This window comes from Allobosea sp. R86505 (assembly GCF_042466375.1).
Taxonomy (GTDB): domain Bacteria; phylum Pseudomonadota; class Alphaproteobacteria; order Rhizobiales; family Beijerinckiaceae; genus Allobosea.
This window is the reverse complement of record NZ_JAXHPY010000001.1, coordinates 1,304,482-1,327,028: the sequence shown is the minus strand read 5'-3', so window position 1 is coordinate 1,327,028 and position 22,547 is coordinate 1,304,482. Positions and strand designations below refer to the sequence as shown.

Annotated in this window: 24 protein-coding genes; 12 read left to right on the top strand and 12 right to left on the bottom strand. The window is 68.1% G+C overall.

Features of this window, described 5'->3' with window-relative positions:
• The first annotated feature begins 426 nt into the window (after positions 1–426).
• From SJY11_RS06395 to SJY11_RS06385, 3 genes are all read left to right on the top strand, one after another.
• Positions 427–1,503, top strand: a complete 1,077-nt coding sequence (locus SJY11_RS06395) for a hypothetical protein (protein ID WP_376985748.1) — start codon at positions 427–429, stop codon at positions 1,501–1,503.
• A 2-nt stretch (positions 1,504–1,505) separates the two neighbouring features.
• A complete protein-coding gene (locus SJY11_RS06390) occupies positions 1,506–2,297 on the top strand; it encodes a hypothetical protein (RefSeq protein WP_376985746.1) in 792 nt (263 codons plus the stop codon).
• Between the two features lie 90 nt (positions 2,298–2,387).
• A complete protein-coding gene (locus SJY11_RS06385; protein WP_376985745.1) occupies positions 2,388–2,693 on the top strand; it encodes a hypothetical protein in 306 nt (101 codons plus the stop codon).
• A gap of 136 nt (positions 2,694–2,829) precedes the next feature.
• On the opposite strand, the gene SJY11_RS06380 is transcribed toward SJY11_RS06385, so the two are convergent.
• Positions 2,830–5,223 carry a transketolase-like TK C-terminal-containing protein gene (locus tag SJY11_RS06380; protein ID WP_376989263.1) on the bottom strand — a complete coding sequence of 798 codons (2,394 nt, stop codon included), beginning with the start codon at positions 5,221–5,223 and terminating at the stop codon, positions 2,830–2,832.
• A 247-nt stretch (positions 5,224–5,470) separates the two neighbouring features.
• Between SJY11_RS06380 and SJY11_RS06375 the strand changes: the two genes are divergently transcribed.
• From SJY11_RS06375 to serA, 3 genes are all read left to right on the top strand, one after another.
• Positions 5,471–6,451 (top strand): SPFH domain-containing protein, encoded by a 981-nt coding sequence (locus tag SJY11_RS06375; RefSeq protein WP_376985743.1) that lies wholly within the window; start codon positions 5,471–5,473, stop codon positions 6,449–6,451.
• A 12-nt stretch (positions 6,452–6,463) separates the two neighbouring features.
• On the top strand, positions 6,464–6,910 hold the full coding sequence (locus SJY11_RS06370) for an NfeD family protein (RefSeq protein WP_376985742.1): 447 nt from the start codon (positions 6,464–6,466) through the stop codon (positions 6,908–6,910).
• A gap of 90 nt (positions 6,911–7,000) precedes the next feature.
• Positions 7,001–8,257 carry a phosphoglycerate dehydrogenase gene (gene serA, locus SJY11_RS06365; protein ID WP_376985740.1) on the top strand — a complete coding sequence of 419 codons (1,257 nt, stop codon included), beginning with the start codon at positions 7,001–7,003 and terminating at the stop codon, positions 8,255–8,257.
• Between the two features lie 4 nt (positions 8,258–8,261).
• Here the strand turns inward: serA and SJY11_RS06360 are convergent, their stop codons facing one another.
• The 3 genes from SJY11_RS06360 to SJY11_RS06350 all read right to left on the bottom strand — a co-directional run bounded on the left by SJY11_RS06360 (position 8,262) and on the right by SJY11_RS06350 (position 10,591).
• Entirely contained in the window at positions 8,262–8,447 is a 186-nt protein-coding gene (locus tag SJY11_RS06360; RefSeq protein ID WP_376985738.1) for a hypothetical protein, read from the bottom strand.
• Positions 8,448–8,516: 69 nt separating this feature from the next.
• Complete coding sequence (locus tag SJY11_RS06355) at positions 8,517–9,860, bottom strand: sensor histidine kinase (protein WP_376985736.1); 1,344 nt, start codon at positions 9,858–9,860, stop codon at positions 8,517–8,519.
• Positions 9,857–10,591 (bottom strand): response regulator, encoded by a 735-nt coding sequence (locus SJY11_RS06350; RefSeq protein WP_326911589.1) that lies wholly within the window; start codon positions 10,589–10,591, stop codon positions 9,857–9,859. Before SJY11_RS06350 ends, SJY11_RS06355 begins: the two co-directional genes overlap by 4 nt.
• A gap of 166 nt (positions 10,592–10,757) precedes the next feature.
• On the opposite strand from SJY11_RS06350, the gene SJY11_RS06345 reads away from it, so the two are divergent.
• The 4 genes from SJY11_RS06345 (at position 10,758) to SJY11_RS06330 (ending at position 13,787) form a co-directional block, all read left to right on the top strand.
• Positions 10,758–11,027: a hypothetical protein gene (locus SJY11_RS06345; protein WP_376985734.1), complete on the top strand. Its 270-nt coding sequence runs from the start codon at positions 10,758–10,760 to the stop codon at positions 11,025–11,027.
• Complete coding sequence (locus SJY11_RS06340) at positions 11,024–11,815, top strand: SGNH/GDSL hydrolase family protein (protein ID WP_376985733.1); 792 nt, start codon at positions 11,024–11,026, stop codon at positions 11,813–11,815. The genes SJY11_RS06345 and SJY11_RS06340 overlap by 4 nt, the downstream gene beginning before the upstream one ends.
• Positions 11,816–11,908: 93 nt before the next feature.
• Complete coding sequence (locus tag SJY11_RS06335) at positions 11,909–12,916, top strand: LLM class flavin-dependent oxidoreductase (protein WP_376985731.1); 1,008 nt, start codon at positions 11,909–11,911, stop codon at positions 12,914–12,916.
• A gap of 64 nt (positions 12,917–12,980) precedes the next feature.
• Positions 12,981–13,787 (top strand): transglutaminase-like domain-containing protein, encoded by an 807-nt coding sequence (locus SJY11_RS06330; protein WP_376985730.1) that lies wholly within the window; start codon positions 12,981–12,983, stop codon positions 13,785–13,787.
• On the opposite strand, the gene SJY11_RS06325 is transcribed toward SJY11_RS06330, so the two are convergent.
• From SJY11_RS06325 to SJY11_RS06310, 4 genes are all read right to left on the bottom strand, one after another.
• Positions 13,788–14,630: a metal ABC transporter permease gene (locus SJY11_RS06325; protein WP_376985728.1), complete on the bottom strand. Its 843-nt coding sequence runs from the start codon at positions 14,628–14,630 to the stop codon at positions 13,788–13,790.
• Positions 14,631–14,832: 202 nt separating this feature from the next.
• Complete coding sequence (locus SJY11_RS06320; RefSeq protein WP_376985726.1) at positions 14,833–15,693, bottom strand: metal ABC transporter permease; 861 nt, start codon at positions 15,691–15,693, stop codon at positions 14,833–14,835.
• Positions 15,690–16,616 (bottom strand): manganese/iron ABC transporter ATP-binding protein, encoded by a 927-nt coding sequence (locus SJY11_RS06315; protein WP_376985724.1) that lies wholly within the window; start codon positions 16,614–16,616, stop codon positions 15,690–15,692. Before SJY11_RS06315 ends, SJY11_RS06320 begins: the two co-directional genes overlap by 4 nt.
• Positions 16,613–17,521 carry a metal ABC transporter substrate-binding protein gene (locus SJY11_RS06310; protein ID WP_376985722.1) on the bottom strand — a complete coding sequence of 303 codons (909 nt, stop codon included), beginning with the start codon at positions 17,519–17,521 and terminating at the stop codon, positions 16,613–16,615. Before SJY11_RS06310 ends, SJY11_RS06315 begins: the two co-directional genes overlap by 4 nt.
• Before the next feature lie 127 nt (positions 17,522–17,648).
• Here SJY11_RS06310 and SJY11_RS06305 point away from each other — a divergent pair, with 127 nt between their 5' ends.
• Positions 17,649–18,098, top strand: a complete 450-nt coding sequence (locus SJY11_RS06305) for a Fur family transcriptional regulator (RefSeq protein WP_376985720.1) — start codon at positions 17,649–17,651, stop codon at positions 18,096–18,098.
• Positions 18,099–18,219: 121 nt separating this feature from the next.
• Here SJY11_RS06305 and SJY11_RS06300 read toward each other — a convergent pair whose 3' ends face one another.
• Both SJY11_RS06300 and SJY11_RS06295 read right to left on the bottom strand, forming a co-directional pair.
• Positions 18,220–19,185: a glutathione S-transferase family protein gene (locus tag SJY11_RS06300; RefSeq protein ID WP_376985718.1), complete on the bottom strand. Its 966-nt coding sequence runs from the start codon at positions 19,183–19,185 to the stop codon at positions 18,220–18,222.
• 107 nt (positions 19,186–19,292) lie between these two features.
• Positions 19,293–20,876, bottom strand: coding sequence for an OpgD/OpgG family glucan biosynthesis protein (locus SJY11_RS06295; protein ID WP_376985716.1), 1,584 nt, complete (start codon positions 20,874–20,876; stop codon positions 19,293–19,295).
• 313 nt (positions 20,877–21,189) lie between these two features.
• Between SJY11_RS06295 and SJY11_RS06290 the strand changes: the two genes are divergently transcribed.
• Positions 21,190–21,753: a glyoxalase superfamily protein gene (locus SJY11_RS06290; RefSeq protein ID WP_376985714.1), complete on the top strand. Its 564-nt coding sequence runs from the start codon at positions 21,190–21,192 to the stop codon at positions 21,751–21,753.
• 7 nt (positions 21,754–21,760) lie between these two features.
• Here SJY11_RS06290 and vapC read toward each other — a convergent pair whose 3' ends face one another.
• Entirely contained in the window at positions 21,761–22,150 is a 390-nt protein-coding gene (gene vapC, locus SJY11_RS06285) for a type II toxin-antitoxin system VapC family toxin (RefSeq protein WP_376985713.1), read from the bottom strand.
• The gene (locus tag SJY11_RS06280) at positions 22,147–22,359 is read right to left on the bottom strand and encodes a type II toxin-antitoxin system VapB family antitoxin (RefSeq protein ID WP_069056570.1); all 213 of its coding nucleotides are present in this window, start codon (positions 22,357–22,359) and stop codon (positions 22,147–22,149) included. The genes vapC and SJY11_RS06280 overlap by 4 nt, the downstream gene beginning before the upstream one ends.
• Positions 22,360–22,547 lie beyond the last annotated feature (188 nt).

The following is a 22,547-nucleotide window of genomic DNA, read 5'->3' as shown; positions in this document are numbered from 1 at the left end:
TCGGCACCGTCCGCCCCTGTCGCGGGGCGGGTCCGGCGTCATGCCCCCCGCCGGGGGGAGAGGAACCCGGAGCCGAGGCGAGTGTCAGCGCGGCGTGCCGGTGGTCCCGGTCGCCGGTTTGGTCGTGCGTTTCGTCGTGAGACGGACAGTCACAGGGCCAATTCCGAAAGGCTGACAGCATCGCAGCTCTCTCCGAGGCATTTCGCCCCGCAGGAACCTGCTCTGTGAGAACACCGTGAAGCGCCAAAAGTCAATCTGGCCCGCATTCGCCGCATCCCGTTAACCCTCCACGTTGACCGACGATTCACGCTGCGCGGCGAATCCGCGGGCACGGTAACGCCCTGCTGACCGCCGCTCCGCCAGGGTCTGCGCGGGTGAGGCATCCGTGCCGCCGCGAGGCGACAGGGACAGGCGGGTTCTGGAGTGGTGTCGGGTCAATTGCTGTCCTCCTTGCGCGATCCGGCGGGTCTGCTGCGACGGCTGCGTGCGGCCGTCAGCGCAGGGCCGGTGCGAGCCGCCTGGCCGGCGCTGCGTGCGCGGCTCGCCGGGTTCGACCCCGCCCGGGCCCTGATCCGCTTTGCCGACGGGGTCGAGGTCGCCTTCGCGGCCCTGTTCCGCCCCATCGCCATCCTGCGGCGCGTGCTGCGCCTGCCCGCCGTCCGCCTCACCACCGGCCTCGCCTGGCGCGGGCTCGCGGCCGCGGCCGGCATCGGCCTCGCCGCGACCCTCGTCACGGCCCTGTCCTCGCAGAGCGAGGCGACGATCACGCCGCCCGCCGAGCCGCAGCCGAGGTCGCTCCGCGACGGCGCCCAGACGGCGGCCGGCCGCGTCAGCTGGATCGAAATCAGCAAGCCGATCGCGATGTTCGGCCTCGAATCCCCCGATCTGGACCGCGCCACCTTGGCGCTCGAGGCGCGCCGGAGCCCGGACGGGTCGCGGCGCGAGGAACTGCTGACCTTCGGTGCGCTCGCCGATCCCAGGGCCCATCTGGCGCTGCGGCTGACTGTCGAGCCGGCGCAGGGCGACCTGTCCCAGCCCTTCATCGTCGCGCTCGTGCGCGCGGCGGCCGCACGCGCCCTGTCGGTGCAGCGCAGCGGCCTGCCCGCCGCGATCCAGACCCGCTTCGGCCCGGTCGAGGCCGCCGACGCGACGCTGAACGACGGTCAGGTCAGCCGCGCCTGCATCGCCTTCCGGATGGAACCCGGCGCGCTGCCGCTGGCGATGAGCGGCTGGTGGTGCGGCGCAGAGGGCAAACCGGCCGACCGCCGCCAGCTCGTCTGCCTGATCGACCGCATCGACCTGCTCAATGCCGGCGAGGACCGCGCCCTGCGCACCGCCTTCGCGCGGACGGAACTGAACCGCCAGCCGGGCTGCGTGACCCCGCGCCTCTCCGCCACCGGCCGCAAGGTCTCCTGGCTCGACGCGGACGGGCCGACGCCCGCACTGCGGACCAAGACCGCGACGGCCGCGGTCGGTGGTCCGCGCAAACCCGGGAAGCGCTGATCATGTCGGCTGACGCTCCGCGCGCCATGACCGTGATCGGCGCCACGGGGACCGCGGCGCTGGGCGTCGCGCGCTTCTTGTTCCTCGCCCTCGGTACCGCCGTCTTCCTGTTGATCCTGCTGGTGGCCTGGTGGCTCTACGGCAAGCTGCCGAGCGTCGGCCGCGGACAGCCGGCCTTCTCCTGGGCGATCGAGCCCCCCGGCACCCCGGGGTCCGCGCTCGTCGCCACGCATCCGACGCGCGGCCGCGAGGAGGGCTGGCAGTTCGGCGGGCCCGGCACGGGCGAGCCCTTCGCCGCGCTGGTGCTGGCGGAGCCCGACGAGACCGGGCGCCCCTTCACCCTGACCACGCCGCAGTTCTGGCAGTTCGAGCCCCTGCGCGTGCTGCGCCCGCGGGTCGGCGGGCCGCACTACACCATGACGACGCGCTGGGGCACCTTCGCCGGCCGCGATCTCATCTATGAGGAGTTCGACGGGCGCGTGCGGACCTGCATCGTCTTCCGCAACGCCTTCGAGACATCCGCCTTTGCGCTCGGCGGCTATTACTGCGCCGCCGGTGTCCAGACGGCCAACGCGGCCTCCCTCGCCTGCCTGATCGACCGCATCAAGCTCGCGCCGGCGCAGCGCGAATCGGCAGCCCTGGCCTATCTCGGCAGCCGGGTCGGGCAGCCGGCCCTGTGCCAGAACACCACCTTCTACCCGCCCGGAACGCGCCGGGTCGTCAGGGACCGCAAGGGCGGCGTCGTCCGCATGGCCGGAGGCTCCAGCGACACATTTCCGCTGTGGCCGCGCTGACAAAATCGTTAACTACGGTAGTCTAGGATTCACCATCGAGTCCTGTTCTCGCACCAAGCGGATCGCCGCTGTTCTGGAGATGTCGTCGCCATGGGTTCGCTCAAGCGTCTCGCCGCCGTTTTCGCCCTCTCCGTCGCCGCGTCGACCGTTTGGGTCTCCTTCGCGGAAGCGCAGAACCGCCGCGGCCCGCTGCGCGTGACCGTGCAGAAGCGCAGCTATTTCGATGCGGGCAACATCGTTCCGGTCGGCTCGATGAACCGCTATGCCAGCCAGCACGTCTCCGCCGGCCCGACCTATTCCAACCTCGGCAGCTTCTTCGGCGAGGAGACCCTGCCCGGCCGCATCGGCGCGGGCACCAACCCCTTCGCCAACACCTTCGCCACGCCGCGCTTCTGAGGCTGTCATTCTGGGGCGGCGCGTAGCGACGAACCCGGAACCCATGACCGGGCGACACTTCCATAGAAGCCCGGTCGATTGGGCTCACCCGGTCATGGGTTCCGGGTTCAGGCCTTCGGCCTGCCCCGGAATGACATCAAGGCAGAGCCTTCAGATAACGCACCGGCCGTCCCGGCGCCGCCGCCTGCGCGGCATGGACGATCGCATTCGCGTCGATGCCGAAATGGCGGTAGAGATCCGCGACCGTCCCGGTCTGGCCGAAATGCTCGACGCCGAGCGCCTTTTGCCTGTGGCCATGCACGCTGCCGAGCCAGGCCAGTGTCGCGGGATGCCCGTCCAGCACAGAAACGATGCCGCAATCGCGCGAGAGATCGCCGAGCAGCCGCTCGACATGGCTCGTCGCGCGGTGGTTGCCGCGCTGGCGCGCCCGCTCCGCCGCCTGCCAGCCCGCGTTGAGCCGGTCCGCCGAGGTGATCGCCAGCAGCCCGACATCGCGCCTGTCTTCGCCCAACAGGCCGACCGCCTTGATCGCCTCCGCCGCGACCGCCCCCGTATAGGCGATCACGACCGAGGCGTTCGGGCCGGGCTTCCGCAGCCAATAGGCCCCGTCGATGATCTCGCTTTCGAGCTCGGGCGTCATCGCCCGCTGCGGCTGTTCGAGTTGCAGCGTCGAGAGGCGCAGGTAGACCGAGCCGCCGGTCTCGTCGCGCAGCCAGGTGCGCTCGTCGGGGTCGCCCTCGCCATCCTTCTGCAGATAGGCGAAGGACCAGCGCATCATCACCGCCAGCTCGTCGACGAAGGCCGGCTCGAAGGCGCACAGGCCGTCCTGGCTCATGCCGATCAGCGGCGTCGCGATCGACTGATGCGCCCCGCCTTCCGGCGCCAGCGTCACGCCTGAGGGCGTCGCCACCACCATGAAGCGCGCATCCTGGTAGCAGGCATAGTTCAGCGCATCGAGCCCGCGCGAGATGAAGGGGTCGTAGAGCGTGCCGATCGGGATCAGCCGCTCGCCGAAGGTCGCGTGCGAGAGGCCGAGCGCCGAGAGGTTGATGAACAGGTTCATCTCGGCGATGCCGAGCTCGACATGCTGGCCCTTCGGCGAGAACTCCCATTTCTGCATCGAGGGGATGCGCTCGTCCTTGAAGGTGTCGGCCATCGAGGCCTTGGCGAAGAGCCCGCGCCGGTTCACCCAGGGGCCGAGATTGGTCGAGACGGTGACGTCGGGTGCCGTCGTCACGATCCGGTCCGCCAATGGCCCGCCCGCCTTGGCGATCTCGTCGAGGATCTTGCCGAAGCCCATCTGCGTCGACATCACCGGCTGGATGCCGGCCTCGAGCTTGGCGGGCACCGGCAGCGCCGGCGCGCTCAGCCTCCGGCGCCCCTCGGCGAAGAACGGCACACGGTCGAGGAAGGCGCGGATCTCGCTCTCGGGCAGGGACAGCCCCTCGAACAGATCCCATTCATGGCCGGTGCGGACGCCATTGGCGCTCTGGAAGCCCGCCATCTGCTCCTTGGTCATCAGCCCGGCATGGTTGTCCTTGTGCCCCGCCAGCGGCAGGCCGAAGCCCTTGACGGTGTAGGCGAGGAAGCAGACCGGCCGGTCGTGGTCGATCGCCTCGAAGGCTTCGAGGATCGAGGGCAGGTCGTGCCCGCCGAGATTGCACATCAGCTTCGAGAGCTCCGCGTCGGAGCGGCTCTCGATCAGCTGCGTCACAGGGCCCTGATCGCCGAGATCGTCCATCAACCGCTTGCGCCAGGCGGCCCCGCCCTGGAAGGTCAGCGCCGAATAGAGCTGGTTGGGGCAGGAATCGATCCAGCTCTTGAGCCGCTCGCCACCATTTTCCTTGAAGGCCGCCTGCTGCAGCGAGCCGTATTTCAGCGTCACGACGTCCCAGCCGAAATTGCGGAACATCGTCTCGAAGCGGTCGTAGAGCCCCTCGCGGATGACTGCGTCGAGCGACTGGCGGTTGTAGTCGATCACCCACCAGGTGTTGCGCAGGCCGTGCTTCCAGCCCTCCATCAGGGCCTCGAAGATATTGCCCTCGTCGAGCTCGGCATCGCCGATCAGCGAGACCATGCGGCCTTCCGCGCGCTCCAGCCCCCAGCCATGGGCGCGGACATAATCCTGCGTCAGCGAGGAGAACAGCGTCTGCGCGACGCCCAGCCCGACCGAGCCGGTCGAGAAATCGACGTCGTCGATATCCTTGGTGCGGGAGGGATAGCTCTGCGCGCCCTTGTAGGCCCGGAAATTCTCGAGCTTCTCGCGGGTCTGCAGGCCCATCAGATAGTTGATGGCGTGGAAGATCGGCGAGGCGTGCGGCTTCACCGCCACCCGGTCCTGCGGCCGCAGCGCCGCCATGTAGAGCGCGGTCATGATCGTCGCCAGCGAGGCGGAAGAAGCCTGGTGGCCACCGACCTTCATCCCGTCGTCGCTTTGGCGCAGATGGTTGGCGTTGTGGATCGTCCAGGAGGCGAGCCAGAGAATCTTCTTCTCGAGTTCGGCGAGAATCGGCAGGCGCGGATCGGACATGGTGCGGCTCTCCAGCAGATGTCCGATCATGCGGGAAGCGCCGCGCGATGTGAACCGTAATCGCGGGTTCGGCAGCCTGCTCCTGAGCAGATTCCGCCAACAACCCGCCGCTGGCGGCGAAAAACTGCCAAGAGCGCCGGCGCCGCCGCGCGCGCCGCCACGACCTTGCATTCGCCTGTCGCAATCGTCAGGTTGCATGCCGCCGGCCTGCGACGGGGCGGGCACGCGACAGGGGGACGCTCAAACCATGGACACGCTCTCGGGCTTCAGCATCTTCGTCGTCGTGCTGGTGATGCTGGTCGTCATCACCATTGCCTTCCTCGTGAAGACGGTGCCGCAGGGCTACAATTACACGGTCGAGCGTTTCGGCCGCTATTCGCGCACGCTCAGCGCGGGCCTGAACCTGATCGTCCCCTACATTGACCGCATCGGCCACAAGGTGAATGTCATGGAGCAGGTGCTCGACATTCCCTCGCAGGAGGCGATCACCAAGGACAATGCCGGCGTGCGCATCGACGCCGCCGCCTTCTACCAGGTGCTCGACGCCGCCAAGGCCCGCTATGAGGTCTCGGCGCTGGACGACGCGCTGATCACGCTGACCATGACGAATATCCGCACCGTCGTCGGCTCGATGGACCTCGACCAGCTGCTCTCCCACCGCGACGAGATCAACGAGCGGCTGCTGCGCGTGATGGACGCCGCCGCCTCGCCCTGGGGCGTCAAGGTCACCCGCATCGAGATCAGGGACATCCTGCCGCCCGCCGACATCGTCGGGGCGATGAACCGCCAGATGAAGGCCGAGCGCGAGAAGCGCGCCGCCGTGCTCGAGGCCGACGGCATGCGTCAGGCCGAGATCCTGCGGGCCGAGGGCCTCAAGCAGGCGCAGATCCTGGCCGCCGAAGGCCGCAAGGAGGCCGCCTTCCGCGACGCCGAGGCGCGCGAGCGCTCCGCCCAGGCAGAAGCCGCCGCGACCGCCATGGTCTCGGAGGCGATCAGCAAGGGCGACATCCAGGCCGCGAACTTCCTGATCGCCGAGCGCTACACCGACGCGCTGAAGGCGATCGCCGGCGCGCCCAACAGCAAGGTGGTGATCGTACCGATCGAGGCCGCGGCGCTCGCCGGGACCGTCGGCGGCATCGCCCAGCTGACCAAGGCGGTGTTCGGCGACGACGCCGTCGAGAACCGGCGCACCGGTTCCGTTCCGCCGGCCGGCCGCAGCGGCGTCTGAGGGGCACGAACGATGGCGGCTTCGATCACATGGCTCGGCGGCTGGAGCTGGGTCATCCTCGGCCTCGTCCTGATCGGCGGCGAGGTCCTCGCACCCGGCGTGTTCCTGATCTGGTTTGGTCTCGCGGCGCTTCTGACCGGCGCCGTCGTCGGACTGACCGATATCGGCTGGCAGATCGCCGCCCTCGTCTTCGCCGGCTTCAGCCTGGTGACCGTCCTGGTCGGCCGCCTCCTGATGCGCCACAAGAGCGAGGAGCCCGATGCGGCCACCGGGCTCAATGACCGCGGCCGCCAGCTGATCGGCAAGGTGTTCAGACTCGAGGCGACGATGCTCGGCGGCGAAGGCCGCATTCGCGTCGGTGATTCCTCCTGGCGCGTGACAGGCCCGGAGTTGCTGGCGGGCAGCGACGTCAAGGTGGTCGGGGTCGAGGGCGCGACGCTGCTGGTCGAGAAGGCGTGACCATCCTGCCGCGAGCCGGCGCCAAAATCAGGTTGTGTCGGGACGCGAGGGGTCTATAGCGGACGCTCCGCCGCCAGACCGAACCTTCCCATGACCACACATAGCGAACGCCTGTCCCTGTCCAAGGACCGCATCAAGGTCCTGCTGCTGGAAGGCATCAACGATTCCGCCGCCGACCTTCTGGTCAATGCCGGCTACACCAACATGACGCGCCTGCCCAAGGCGCTGGACCAGGACGCGCTGCTGAAGGCGCTGGAAGGCGTCCATGTGCTCGGCATCCGCTCGCGCACGCAGCTCACCGACGCGATCTTCGCCCAGGCCGACCGGCTCTTCGCCGTCGGCTGCTTCTCGGTCGGCACCAACCAGGTCGATCTCGAGGCGGCGCGCAGCCGCGGCGTGCCGGTCTTCAACGCGCCCTTCTCGAACACCCGCAGCGTCGCCGAACTGACCATCGGCGAGATCGTCATGCTGCTGCGCAAGATCACCGACCGCTCGGTCTCGGCCCATGGCGGCGGCTGGGACAAGTCGGCGGAAGGGTCCTTCGAGGTCCGCGGCAAGGTGCTGGGCATCGTCGGCTACGGCAATATCGGCAGCCAGCTCTCGACGCTGGCCGAGGCGATGGGCATGCGGGTGATCTATTACGATCAGACCGATCGCCTGCGCCACGGCAACACCGAGCCCGTCGATAGCCTGCACGAACTGCTGGGCACGGCCGACATCGTCTCGCTGCACGTGCCCGAGACGCCGCAGACCCATGGCATGATCGGCGCCGAGCAGATCGCGGCGATGAACCCCGGCAGCTACCTGATCAACAACTCGCGCGGCACGGTGGTCGACCTCGACGCGCTCGCAGCGGCTCTGAAGAGCGGCCATCTCGCCGGTGCCGCGGTCGACGTCTTCCCCGTCGAGCCGGCCTCGAACGCCGACCGCTTCGTCTCGCCGTTGCAGGGCCTGCCCAATGTGATTCTGACACCGCATGTTGGCGGCTCGACGGAAGAAGCGCAGGAGCGCATCGGCGCCGAGGTCGCCCGCAAGCTGATCGACTACTCCGATGTCGGCTCGACGGTGGGCGCGGTGAATTTCCCGCAGGTGCAGCTCACCCCGCGTGCGGTCGGCACGCGCTTCATCCATGTCCAGCGCAATGTGCCCGGCATGCTGCGGCGCCTGAACGACGTCTTCGCCGCGCGCAACGTCAACATCGCCGCCCAGAATTACCAGACGGACGGCGAGATCGGCTATGTCGTGATGGAGGCCGAAAGCATCGGCGCGGATGCGCGCGATGTGCTGCGCGAAATCCGGGCACTCGAGGGCACCATCCGCGCGCGCCTGCTCTATCAGCGCGCCTGAGCGGTCAGGACGCCTTGTCGTCGGCGGCGCCTGGCTTGGTCGGTGCCTGGGCGGCGACCGGGTCGCTCGCCGGGAAGGTGTCCTTCAGCGCCTTGTCGAGCTCGGCGTCCGGGCTCTTCTTGGCGGCTTCGCGCTGCTCCTGCTGTTCCTGGCGCAGGCTTTCCTTCGCGGGATTGGTGCTCGTCGTCATCTCGACCCCCTGGTGCAGGCCCGTCTTCGGGCCTATCCGGGGTCAACGCGAAACGGGGCGCCGCGTTCCCTACCAGCGCCGCGGCCAGGCGATCCGGACCCGCAGCCCGCCGCCCTCGCGGTCGGCCAGGGTCAGGCTGCCGCGATGCGCTTCCGCGATCGCGCGCACGATCGAAAGCCCGAGCCCGAAGCCGCTGCCCTCCTTCAGCGTGCGGGCCAGATCGCTGCGATAGAACGGCGCGAACACCTTCTCCCGCTCGTCGGGGGCGATACCGGGCCCGTCATCCTCGACCTCAATGGCGATCGCGGCAGAATCGGTGTCGTCGAGCTTCACCACGGCCCGGCCGCCGAACTTGATCGCATTGTCGACGAGATTGTTCACGGCGCGGGTCATCTGGTCGGCGTCGCAGACGGCGGAGGCGCGCATCGGCCCCTCATAGACCACGATGTGGCCGAGATCGGCGAAGTCGTCGCAGATCGTCTGGAGCAGCGCCGGCATGTCGGTCGCCGCCATGCTGCCCGACGCCCGCCCGTCGCGCAGATAGGACAGCGCCCCGCCGACCATGCGCTCCATCAGCGCGAGATCGGAGACGATTGCCCGGCGCTGGCGCTCATCGGCGATCTCGTCGGCGCGCAGCCGCAGCCGCGTGATCGGCGTGCGCAGATCATGGCTGACCGCGGCCAGCATGCGGGTGCGGTCGTCGATCAGCCGGCGGATACGCGCGGCCATGCCGCCGAAGGCGCCGGCCAGCCGCTTGACTTCGATCGGCCCCTGCTCCGGTGCCACGATGGTGTCGCGGTCGGGATCGAAGCGATCGACGGCCTCCGCCAGCCGCGACAGCGGCGACGCGACGGCCCGCGCCGCCCACAGAGAGAGCAGGCCCACCAGCGAGACGAGCAACGCGATCATCACCGCCAGATAGAAGATGAAGGCCTGGCCGCGCGGCGGCGGGGTGCGCGCCTCGGGAGCCATCACGAGGCCGCTGCCATCGGCAAACCGCAGCCCGAAAGGCGGCGGACCGCCCTGCCCGGGCACGCCGTCGAGCATCAGGACCTGGGTCTCGGCCCCGAACCGCTCTCTGAGATTGTCGAGCATCTGGCGGTCGGGCCAGGTGGGCTCGCGCGCGCTCGGCAACGCGTCCGGGGGCAGGCGGGACAGCTTCGGGTGGGAGGCGAGCGCGGCATCGACGATCGCCGCTTTCGCCGCCGGTGTCGGCGCGGCCTCGATCGTCCGGGCGATCGCGACCAGCTCCGTGACATAGGGCAGGTTCGGCACGCGTTTGAGTTCGGGCGGGAGGAGGACGAGCAGCGCCGCGATCGTCACGAGATTGGCCAGAACCAGCGAGCCGATGACGATAGCGGTGATCTGGGCGGCGGCCCGCGCCGGCAGGAGGCGCAGCAGCAGCCGCCTCATGGCGCCGCGCTCTCCACCGGCCGCTCGATTTCCGGAGAGAACATGTAGCCGCCGGAGCGGATGGTCTGGATCAGCTCGGGCTCGCGCGGGTTGCGCTCCATCTTCTGGCGCAGCCGGCTGACGAGCACGTCGATCGAGCGTTCGAACGGAGCCGCCGTGCGGCCCTGCGTCAGATCGAGGAGCTGGTCGCGCGACAGCACACGCCGCGGCCGCTCGCAGAAGGCGAGCAGCAGATCGAGTTCAGCCCCCGTCAGCGCCACGCGCTCCCCCTCGGGGTTGAACAGTCGCCGCACCGCCTTGTCGAGGCGCCAACCCGCGAAAGCGAGGACCGGGCTCTCCCCGACCTCGGCCGCCGGGACATGCCCCGCGCGCCGCAGCACCGCACGGATCCGGGCCAGCAGCTCGCGCGGGTTGAACGGCTTCACCAGATAGTCGTCGGCGCCCATTTCGAGACCGAGGATGCGGTCGATCTCCTCGCTCTTGGCGGTGAGCATGATGATCGGGATCGTACCCTCGTTGCGCAGCCGGCGGCAGAGGCTCAGGCCGTCCTCGCCGGGCAGCATCAGGTCGAGCACGATCAGGTCGAAGCGGCCGTCGCGCAGCGCCGCGTCCATCTCCCGGCCGTTCGGCACGGCGCGGACGCGGAAGTCGTTGTTGCGCAGGAAGCGCGACACCAGTGTCGCGATCTCGCGGTCGTCCTCGACGACGAGGATATGGGGCGTTCTACTCATCGTCTGGCTCTAGCGCCGCTCGCGGGCGAGGTCGTGGCCGGAAGTGTTTCTGATTGTGTCTGTCGCCGAGCCTGGAAAAGCAAGGTTACCAGAAGCCCTTCGGCAGACGTCATCCAGAAAACTCGCGGCCGCAGAACGGGCAGAGCCCCAGCGTTCCGTGAGCGCCATGACAAAGCTCTCCCTCGCCACTCCCGGCGTCTCCTCGTCTCTCCTGGCCCGGGCCCTCACCGGGCTGATGCTGGTGGGAGTCCTCGCTCTTTGGCTCTGGGCACTGCCCTCTCTCCTCGCGCGGGACGGCTTCGTCCTGCGCGGCGAGACCGCCTGCGAGACCAAGGCCTATCGCGACCCGGTGACGGGGCGCTTCCGACCCGCCCCCTCGCCTCGCCTCGCGACCACCGCGCACTGCCCGGCCCGCTCCGATGGAGGGACCTCGTGACCCATTGCAGCCTTACCCGAAGCCCCGATCGCGAGAACCCGATCCGCCCCGACGGCGCTTCGGCGCGGCGCTGGCTGCTGGCGCTTCTGGCGATCGTCCCCCTCGCCCTCGCCTTCGGCTCCGTGGCGGGCGTCGCCATCGGCCGCTTCGCGACCGCCGCCCCGTCCTATCGCGACCAGCGCCTCATCGAGATCAGGGCCGATCTGCGTCAGGTCGCGGGTGACTATCTTCTGGCGCTTGGCGACTCCCATGTCGCGCGCTGGCACGTCCGGGAGTTCTGCGGGCTCCCCCTCGTCAATGGCGGGCTTCACGGCGCCACCACCCGCGATACGCAGGAGTTGCTGAACGAACTGGCGCTGCCCCATCCGCCCCGCGCGATCATCCTCGCGGTCGGCACCAACGATGCCAACCGCAAGCGCTTTCGCGAGCCGCCCGAGGCCGTCATCCGCTTCCGGCACGCCTTCCGAGCGTTGCTGCGGCAAGTGGTGGGCAAGTCGGACCTCGTCCTCGTCGCCACGCTGCCACGGATCGAGACGAGCCAGGATGCGGTCTTCTCGGCTCAGGTCGCCACCGACATCGCCGCCTCGGCTGAGGCCGCATGCCGCACCGAAACCTCCTGCCACGTTGCGGATCGCTTCGGCCGTGGCGTGCCGATGATGGACGGCCTGCATCTCGCCGATTACGAGCGCGCCTATCGCGACATCGCGCCCGCCATCTGTGGCGCGATCGCCGGGGAGGTGAGCCTCGCTTCGCCACCGGGGCAGACCGTCGGCGCAGGGAGGCCATGACGGTCCGGCCGCCCCACTGGATCGACGGCCGTTCCCGCCCCATCTAGGCTCCATCGCAGCCGGCCTCGGGCCGGAGCCCCGTGAGAGCCCGCCATGGTCGCCATTTCCGTCCTCGATCTCGTTCCCGTCCGTGAAGGCCAGGAGCCGGGTGACGCGCTTCGCGCCTCGATCGACCTCGCCCGCCATGCCGAGGCCCTCGGCTACACCCGTTACTGGGTCGCCGAGCACCACAACATGGTCGGCATCGCCAGCGCCGCGACCGCCGTCGTCATCGGCCAACTCGCCGCAGCGACGAAGACGATCCGCGTCGGCGCCGGCGGCATCATGCTGCCCAACCACGCGCCGCTGATCATCGCCGAGCAGTTCGGCACGCTCGAGGCGCTGTTTCCCGGCCGCATCGATCTCGGCCTCGGCCGGGCGCCCGGCACAGACCAGATGACCATGCGGGCGATGCGCCGCAGTCCGATGTCATCCGACAGTTTCCCGCAGGACGTGCTCGAACTGCAGGCCTATTTCGCACCGGCCGGGCCGAACCAGGCGATCCAGGCCGTGCCGGGCGCCGGGCTGAACGTCCCCCTCTGGATCCTGGGCTCGAGCCTGTTCGGCTCCCAGCTCGCAGCCGAACTCGGCCTGCCCTATGCCTTCGCCTCGCATTTCGCGCCCGATGCGCTGATGCAGGCGCTCGCCGTTTATCGCGAGCGCTTCAAGCCCTCCGAGCAGCTCGCGCGGCCCCATGCCATGCCCGGCATCAACGTCATCGCCGCCGAGACCGATGCCGAGGCGTGCCATCTCGCCACCTCGCTGCAGCAGCGCTTCGTCGGCATGGTGCGCGGCCAGCGCGGCAAGCTGCAGCCGCCGATCGACGACATCGAGACCTACTGGTCGCCGGCCGAGAAGGCGCATGTCGCGGGCATGTTGCGCTATGCCTTCATCGGCTCGCCGGAAACGCTGAAGCGCCAGCTCGACGCCTTCATCACGGCGACACGCGCCGACGAGATCATGGTCACGGCGCCGATCTTCGACCATGAGGCGCGGAAGCGCTCCTACGAGATCCTGGCCGGCATCGCGCCGGATCTGGGGGTCGAGGCCAGAGCGGCCTGATCCCCAGGAACTTCCGCCCCGGCATGGCGTTGCCCGGTCTCGCACAAGGCATTCCGGGGGACCCATGAAACTCGACGTAGCGGCGACGCTGACCTACGGCTTCGACAGCGACACGCAGGTGATCGCTGCGATCGAGGCCGCGCGCTCGCCCGACCAGACGATTCTGTCGGAAAGCCTCACCATCTCGCCCGACGCGGCTCTCGTCCGCGATCTTCATCCCGAGACGGGCGAGCGGCGTTTTCGCGCGGCGCTCTCGGGCCAGGTTGAGATTCGCTACCGGGCGCTGGTCGACAATGGCACCCGCCAGCCGCTGGGCCCCGGCGCGCGCCAGCATGACTGGTCGGAGCTGCCGCAGGAGGTGCTGCCCTACCTGCTGCCGAGCCGCTTCTCGCCGTCGGACGAGTTCATGCGCTTCGCCCAGCGCGAATTCTGCAGCATCGAGGGCGGCGGCGCCCGCATTCTCGCCGTGCTCGACTGGCTGCACGAGCATCTGGACTACGTCCATGGCGTCAGCCACGCCCAGACCACGGCCCAGCACACCTTCATCGACCGCGCCGGCGTCTGCCGCGACTTCACCCATCTCGGCATCGCGCTGACGCGGGCGCTGAACATTCCCGCCCGGGCAGTGAGCGCCTATGCGCTCGACCTCGACCCGCCGGATTTCCATGCCGTCTTCGAGGTTTATCTCGACGGGCGCTGGTGGCTGGTCGATCCGACGCGACTCGCACCCGTCGAGGGCATGGTGCGGATCGCGACAGGCCGCGACGCCGCCGACATCGCCTTCCTGACCAGCCAGTTCAACTGCCAGTGCCTGGCGCAGACCATCACAGTCTCGCGCGCGCCGGAGGATGCCGGGCAGCAGGCCGCCTGATCAGGCGGTCACGGCACGCCGCGCGGAGCGGCGCAGGTTGAAGGCCAGCGCCGCCAGGAAGAACACGGCCTGGACGACGACGATGCAGGGCCCCGTCGCCCCGTCCAGATGATAGCTCAGGATCGTGCCGATCACGCTCGAGACCGTCGCAACCGCGACGGCGACCGCCAGCATGGCATCGAAGCGCCGCGTCGTCAGGAAGCCGATGGCGCCCGGGGCGATCAGCATGGCGACGACGAGGATGATGCCGACCGCCTTGAGCGCGGCCACGATCGTCAGCGCCAGCAGCATCAACAACCCGAAATTCAGCCAGCGCACTGGCAGGCCGATCGCACGAGCATGGGCGGGATCAAACGCGACGAGCAGGAAATCACGGCGCTTGGCGAGCATGATCGCGACGGTTGGAACCGCGATCGCGGCCGTTTCCGCGATGTCCGCCCAGCGCACGCCGAGCATGTTCCCGAACAGGACGTGCAGCAGATGCTGGTCGCTCTCGACCTTGACGAACATGACGAGCCCCAGCGCGAACATGCCGGAGAAAACGATGCCCATCACCGTGTCCTCCTTCACCCGGCTGTTCTCCTTGAGATAGCCGATGGCGAGCGAACAGCTCAGGCCGGCGACGAAGGCTCCGGTCGCCAGGGGCAGGCCCGCGATCTGCGCCAGCACGATGCCGGGCAGGACGGCGTGCGACACCGCATCCCCCATCAGCGACCAGCCCTTCAGGATCAGGAAGCAGGAGAGGACCGCGCAGACGACGCCGACGATCACCGCCACGATGAGCCCGCGCTGCATGAACTCGTGCGAAAGGGGCGCGATGAGCCAGGCTTCGATCAGGCTCATGGCGTGAGCCCTCTCCGAATGGGGCGATGCCGGCGCGAACCTGCCCCCTCCCCCCGCTCGCGGTGGGGAGGGTTGGGGTGGGGGGCAGCCCCGCTCGGCGCGACGATCAAGGACGGTGTTCCGGCTTTGCGCCCCCCCATCCCTACCCCTTCCCCACCGCAAGCGGGGGGAAGGGGACACCGTCGGGCAATCTGAGCAAAACTCATGGCGCCGTCTCCGACAGGGCGCGCGCAGCCCGCGCCGCCGCCAGCCGGCCATGCTTGGGCGCGAAGACGAAGGCGAGCAGGAACAGCAGGGTCTGGAACACGACGATCAGACCGCCGGTCGAGCCATCCAGGAAGTAGCTGGCATAGGCGCCGGCCGCGCTGGTGACGACGCCCAGCGCCACCGCGATGCAGATCAGCCGGCCGAAGCGGTCGCAGAGCAGATAGGCGGTGGCGCCCGGCGTGATCACCATCGCGATCACCAGCACGGCCCCGACCGTCTGCAGCGCGGCGACCGTGCAGGCGCTGAGCAGGACGAAGAACAGGATTTTCAGTCGCGTCGGGGACAGCCCGACGGCACGTGCCTGATTCTCGTCGAAGAACACCAGCATCAGATCGCGCCAGCGCAGGATGAGAACAGCGAGCGATACCGCGGCGATGATCGCGACCTGCAGCACGTCCTCGTCCGAAATGCCGAGGATGTTACCGAGCACGATCGATTGCACGTTCACCGAGGTCGGATTGATCGAGACGATCAGGAGCCCGGCCGCGAAGAAGGTGGTGAAGACGATGCCGATGACCGCATCCTCGCGCAGTTGCGTGCGCAGCCGCACCAGCGCCATGGCGAGCGCCGCCAGCATGCCCGAGAAGAAGGCGCCGGCCGCATAGGGCACCTTCAGCAGATAGGCGAGCGCGACGCCCGGCACGATCGCATGGGCCAGCGCATCGCCCATCAGCGACCAGCCCTTCAGCATCAGAAAGCAGGACAGAAAGGCGCAGACCCCGCCGACCAGCGCCGAAACCCAGATCGCCCGGACCATGTACTGATAGCCGAAGGGTTCCAGCAGCAATTCGATCACGGCGCGCGATCCTTCGCAGGATCGGCCGTCTCGCCGGTTGCCTTGCCGCCGGCGACTCGCTCGCTGTCGCGCTTGCCGTAGAGCACGAGCGGGCGCTCGTCGTCGGTGATGACGGTGACGCGCCGGTCGTCCTCGTCGTCATGAAGATCGGCGCCGCCCAGCCTGAAGTGCCGCAACGCGCCGCCGAAGGCGCGCTGGAGATTGTCATGGGTGAAGGTCGTCGCGGTCGGCCCGGCCGCCAGGACGGTCTTGTTGATGATCACGACCTGATCGCAGAAATCCGGGATCGAGCCGAGATTATGCGTCGAGACCAGCATCAGCCGGCCCTCGTCGCGCAATTCGCGCATCAGCGCGACGATCGCATCCTCGGTCTTGACGTCGACGCCGGTGAAGGGCTCGTCGAGCAGGATGACCTGCCCGCCCTGCGCCAGCGCCCGCGCCAGAAAGACGCGCTTGCGCTGCCCGCCGGACAATTCGCCGATCTGGCGGGTGCGGAACTCCAGCATGTTGACGCGCGACAGCGCCTGCTCGACCGCCTCTCGATCGGCCCGGCCTGCAATGCGCAGAAAGCCCATATGGCCGTAACGGCCCATCATCACCACGTCCTCGACCAGGACGGGGAAGGTCCAGTCGACCTCCTCGGCCTGCGGCACATAGGCGACGAGGCCTCGCTTCAGCGCCTGCCCCACCGGCAGCCCCGCGATCGAGACCGACCCCCGCGCCGGCTTCAGAAAGCCCATCAGCGTCTTGAACAGCGTCGACTTGCCGGAACCGTTGACGCCGACCAGCGCACAGATCGTGCCGGCCCCAAGCGCGAAGGACGCGTCGGTCACCGCGGTGACGCCGCTGGCATAACGGACGGTCACGCCCTCGACGGCGATCGAGGCCACGCCTGCCTGCGCGCCGGCGGCTGCAGCACTCACTGGCCGAAGCCCTTTGCCAGGGTGTCGACCGTGACCTCGAGCAGCTTGAGATAGGTCGGCACCGGCCCGCCCTCCGCCGACAGCGAATCGACATAGAGCACGCCGCCATAGCGGGCGCCGGTCTCGCGCGCGACCTGCCGGGCGGCCTTGTCAGAAATCGTGCTTTCGCTGAACACCGTCGGAATCTTGTTCTTGCGGACGAGGTCGATCAGCCGGCGCACCTGCTGCGGCGTGCCCTGCTGGTCGGCATTGATCGGCCAGAGATAGGCCTCGCGCCAGCCATAGTCACGGGCGAGATAGGAAAAGGCCCCCTCGCTGGTGACGAGCCAGCGCTGTGCGGCCGGCACCTTGTCGAGCCGCGCGCGCAGCGGCGCGTCGACCGCGCGGATGCGCTCCGCATAGGCCTTCGCATTGGCGGCGTAGATCTCGGCCCGCGCCGGATCGGCCGCGGCCAGCGCCTTGCGGATGTTCTCGACATAGATCAGCGCGTTGGTCGTCGACATCCAGGCATGCGGGTTGGGCCGGCCCTGATAGGGCCCCTCCGCGATCCCCATCGGCGCGACGCCTTCGCTGACCACGGCGCTGCGGACATTCTTCACATTGTCGAAGAAGCGCTCGAACCAGCGCTCGAGATTGAGCCCGTTCCAGAGCACGAGATCGGCCGATTGCGCCTTCACCACGTCGAGCGGCGTCGGCTGGTAGTCGTGGATCTCGGCGCCGGGCTTGGTGATCGACTCGACGATGGCGGCATCGCCCGCGACGTTCTGCGCGATGTCCTGGATCACCGTGAAGGTGGTGACGACGCGCAGCTTCCTGTCCTGCGCGAGGGCTGCGCCCGACGGGGCAGCGAGCGCAACGGCCAATAGCGTGGCCACGGAGAGCAGGACGGATCGTCGGGTGGACATGTCGGCTCCTGTCGAGTGAGTGTCACAGCACGCTATTGCAACGCACTTGCATCTGTCAATGCAGTTGCGACACATTTGCAATAAAGCGCTTTTGCAGATGCGTCGCAGAATTGCTATGCGTTCGATCATGACGGGAATCGCGCAGCGCGTGGCCGGCTTCGAGGGCCAGTTGAAGGGTGCCGGCCTGCGGATGACGCAGCAGCGCCGGCTGATCCTGCGTGTCCTGGCCGAAGCCGACGACCACCCGGACGCCAAGGGCATCTTCACCCGTGCCTTCGCGCTCGACCCGACGCTGTCGCTCTCGACCGTCTATCGCACCATGAAGGTGCTGGAGACGCAAGGCGCCATCGAGCGCCACGCCTTCGAGGATGGCGTCTCGCGCTACGAGCACGCCGACCAGGAGCATCACGACCACCTCATCGACGTCGAGAGCGGCGAGGTGATCGAGTTCTCCTCCGACGCGATCGAGGAACTGCAGCGGCGCATCGCCGCCGAACTCGGCTATGAACTCGTCCGCCACCGGCTCGAGCTCTACGGAAGAAAGAAGCGACCGGGCGTGCGGGGGAAGAAGGCTTAGCCCTCAAATCGTCATTGCGAGCGGGGCGAAGCAATCCGGGAGACTGGGCGAGCGCACCGCACATCTGGATTGCTTCGCTTTGCTCGCACTGACGGATACAACCGCGTGAGCCCCGCGCCGGTTAGACCGCCCCGACCAGATCGGACAGATCCGGCCCCACCGGCACGATCCCAGTCGGATTGATGGTGCGGTGGCTCTCGTAATAATGCCGCTTGATGTGACCGAAATCGATCGTGTCCGCGACGCTCTCGACCGCCAGCAGCCGCCGCAGATAGGCGCTCAGCCGCGGATAATCGGCAATGCGCCGGCTGTTGCATTTGAAATGGCCGACATAGACGGCGTCGAACCGGATCAGCGTGGTGAAGAGGCGCCAGTCGGCTTCGGTGGTGGCGTCGCCGGTGAGGAAGTCTTTCTTCGCAAGCCGCTCCTCCAGAACGTCGAGCGTTTCGAACAGTGGTCCGACCGCCTCCTCATAGGCCTCCTGCGTCGTCGCGAAGCCGGCCTTGTAGACGCCGTTGTTGACGGTTGCGTAGATGCGCTCGTTCAACGCATCGATCTCACCCCGAAGCGCCGGCGGGTAGAAGTCGCCGGCCTTGGCGCCGATCTCGTCGAAGGCGCTGTTGAACATCCGGATGATCTCGGAGGATTCGTTGTTGACGATGGTTTCGCGCTTCTTGTCCCACAGCACGGGCACGGTGACGCGGCCGGAGTAGTGCGGATCGGCGCGCGTGTAGACCTCGTGCAGGTGGCGCGCCCCGCCGATCGGGTCCGGCACCACGCCCGGCCCATCCGCGAAGGTCCAGCCCTGGTCGAGCATCAGCCAGTGCACCACGGAGACGTCGATCATCGCATCGAGCCCCTTCAGCGCGCGAAAGATCAGCGCCCGATGGGCCCAGGGGCAGGCGAGCGAAACATAGAGGTGGTAGCGACCGGGCTCGGCTGTGAAGCCGCCCTCGCCGCTCGGACCCGGCGAGCCGTCGGCGGTGACCCAGTGGCGGAAGGCGCTGTCCTGGCGTTGGAACCGCCCGCCGCTCTTGGCGGTGTCGTACCACTGGTCGCGCCATTCTCCGTCGACGAGCAGGCCCATTCCGTATTCTCCTCAGGCTTCGTGTGCGAGCCTTGCCCGGCTCTCGTCACCAACCCCGGATGCTTCGGCTCGTTCCGACGGCAGGCGAAGACATGTGGTCGCGCCCTTCAGATGTCCGCCCGCCAGGGGTAGCTCCACGTCTCTGTCAGCGTCTTCTCGCCGCTCCTGAGGAACGCCCGCATCTCGGCCAATTGGCCGGGCTCGACGACGATGTCGATGAAGGCCCGGAACCCTTGCGTCTTCGGGTTCGGCACGATGAAGGCGCGGTCGATCCGGCCATAGGCGATCGACGGCACGATCTCGACCTTCTCGGGCTGCTTGAGGTGATAGTCGAGATCGCCGCCGGCGAAGTCGACGATGAAGCGCCGCGCTCCCGCATTGACCGGCTCTCCCGAACCGAGCGCTTTGGGTCTGGCCTGATAGGTGTTGATGATCCGCCCGCCCGGATGAAGGTCGCTGGAATCCAGCATCGCCGTCAGCTTGTAGCCGAACGAGAAGGCGCGACCTGGTTCCAGCGGCGTCTTCGGTGCCCAGAGCGCGACGATGTTGTCGTTGGTCTCGTCGGTCGTGGGAATCTCGATCAGTTCGACCACGCCCTCGCCCCAGTCGCCCTGCGGCTCGATCCAGTAGGACGGCCGCAATTCGTAGTTCAGGTCGAGGTCCTGGTAGTGCTCGAAGACGCGGTCGCGCTGCATCAGGCCGAAGCCGCGGACATTGCGCTCGACGAAGGAGGAGATCGCCTGCTGCCTGGGATTGCGCAGCGGCCGCCAGATCCATTCGCCGGTGCCGGAATGGATCATCAGCCCGTCGGAATCGTGCAGTTCGGTGCGGAAGTCGTCGTGGAAGCGGCGGTCGTTCTCGCCGGTGAAGAACATCGAGGTCAGGGGTGCGAGACCGAGTTTCTCGATCGGCTTGCGCGGGAACAGGGTTGCGCCGACATCGACCACCGCATCGACATCGGGATAGATATGGAAGCGATAGGCCCCGGTCACGGAGGGTGAATCGAGCAGGACGTAGACCGTGACCCGCTCGGCATTGGCGGCCGGCGCCTCGACCCAGAACTCCCGGAACATCGGGAACTCCTCGCCCGGCACGCCGGCGCCGATCGAGAGACCCCGCGCCGACAGCCCGTAGCGCTGCTCGCGGCCGAGCACGCGGAAATAGCTCGCGCCGATGAAGGAGATCAGTTCGTCGAAGATCCGCGGATCGTTCAGCGGATAATGCAGCCGGAAGCCGGCAAAGCCAAGATTGACCGGCAGCGGCTTCTCGAACTTGACGCGCCCATAGTCGAACAGGTTGGCCGAATACGGCACCGGCGTCGCCACGCCGTCGCGCACGACATTGACCACGACGGGGCGGGTGAACAGGAAGCCCGGATGGAACATCTGCATCCGGAACGGGCTGCCGTTCTGGGCGAGCAACGCCCGCTCGGGCCGGAAGCGGATGTCGCGCCAGGCATCGAAATCGAGCCGGGACAGCGGCTCGGGCAGGTTCGGGCCGGGCTCATAGGCCACCGCCGCGATCTCGCGCGCCCGGCTGACGACATGGTCGAAGCCGAAACGCGGCTGCGGCTCGGCCGAAGGCTCGGCCGGTGGAACCGGTTGCTGCGCCAGCAGGGCCGAGGGTGCGGCCGAGAGGCTGAGGGCGGCTGAAAGCCCCGCCAGGACGCGGCGGCGGTCGATCGTTGTCATGACGGATCCGTGGTCTGGCGACCGCCGGATGACGGCCGCCGAAGGCTTGCATTCCCGTGACTTAGGCGAGGAAATGGGGCCGGTCTAGGGCCGGGAACCAGCCGGGCGCGACCTCCTGTCGAGATCGCGCCGTTGACGGCCCGCAGCAGGGCCGGCTAGCGTCGATCCAAGGCCGGATGCAGCCTGCCGCTCGCGCCCGCAAGGGTTGGGTGAATGTATCCCGACATGGATTTCCGGTCCCGATCGTTCGGTGGACGGCCATCAGCAATGCGAGCCCTGATCGTCCCGTCCGCCTGCGAGAAGGATCACGACGATGCGAAGCTTTCGCGATGCGAAGCTGATGGCGAAGACCCTGCGCGAGGCGCTGGCCTCCCGGCAGATCGATCTTTCCCACTCCGAGACCCTCGAAATCGTGGCGCGCCAGTTCGGCCTTGCCGACTGGAACACAGCCGCGGCTCGCCTGGCCGAGCACCGCGAGGAACCGGCCCCGGCGCAAAGCGATGGCGCCGGTGTCGAACTCCAACCCGGCATTCCGATCCTGCGCATCTTCGATCTCGCGAAGGCCCGGGAATTCTACCTCGACTTCCTCGGCTTCACGCTGGACTGGGAGCACCGCTTCGGCCCGAATTTTCCGATCTACATGCAGGTCTCGCGCTCCGGCCTGACGCTGCATCTCTCCGAGCACCATGGCGACGCCAGCCCGGGGGCGACGGTCTTCGTCAGGATCAAGGGCGTCGATGCCTTCCGCGCAGAACTGATCGGCAAGGACTACGCCTATTCGAAGCCCGGCATTCAGGAAAACGCTCCCGGCGGGCGCCAGTTGGAGGTGCCCGATCCCTTTGGAAACCGCATTCGCTTCAGCGAGGCGCGGGCGTAGCCGGCGCTCAGGCGATGGCTAATGGCAAGTGCTGCGCGATCCGGTCGAAATCCCGCTCCTGATGGAGCAGGGCATGGCCGCGCTCGATGCAAAAGGTGGCGATCAGGAGATCGACCGTCTTGCGGATGGTGACTCCCCGCCCCCTCAGAAAGCGGGAATGCCGGGCGGCGGCCAGCGCGAGCGCCACATCGACCATCGGCTCGACCCTGAAGCGGCGCATCGCCCGCTCGAGACTTTCGGCGTGGCGCTCGTCGCGGGCGCCGCGCAGAACCTCCATCAGGACCAGATCGCCAACGATGATCCGCGTCGGCGACGGCATCCCTGACAGCGCGGCGACGGCTGGACTGCTTTGCGCACGCAGCTGTGCGATCCAGACAGAGCTGTCGACCACAATCATGAGCGAGGGTCGGCGGGCCTGTCCGTGCGCATCTCGTCGAGATCGCCCTCCCACCCCAGACCGCGCATGTCGCTGATCACCTGGCGCAGTTCGGCGTTCTTGACGAGTCGGCGCAGCGCCTCCTCGACGGTCGCCTTCTTGGTCGGAAGTCCCGTCACCTCCATCGCCTCCTTCAAGAGCGCGTCGTCGATGTCGATATTGGTCCGCATCATGGCTCCATGTGTATGGATCGACAGAACCATACACATCACCGGCCTCCTCCGCAATTTTGACCCCGCGCCTCAAAAAACCTCTTGTAGCGGGGGCCCATCATCCGTATATGCCGTCTACCCAATTCGCACGTGCCTGTGGCCGCGTGTCAGTCGGTGGGCATCCGGACAAGAGGCCGGACAGCCGC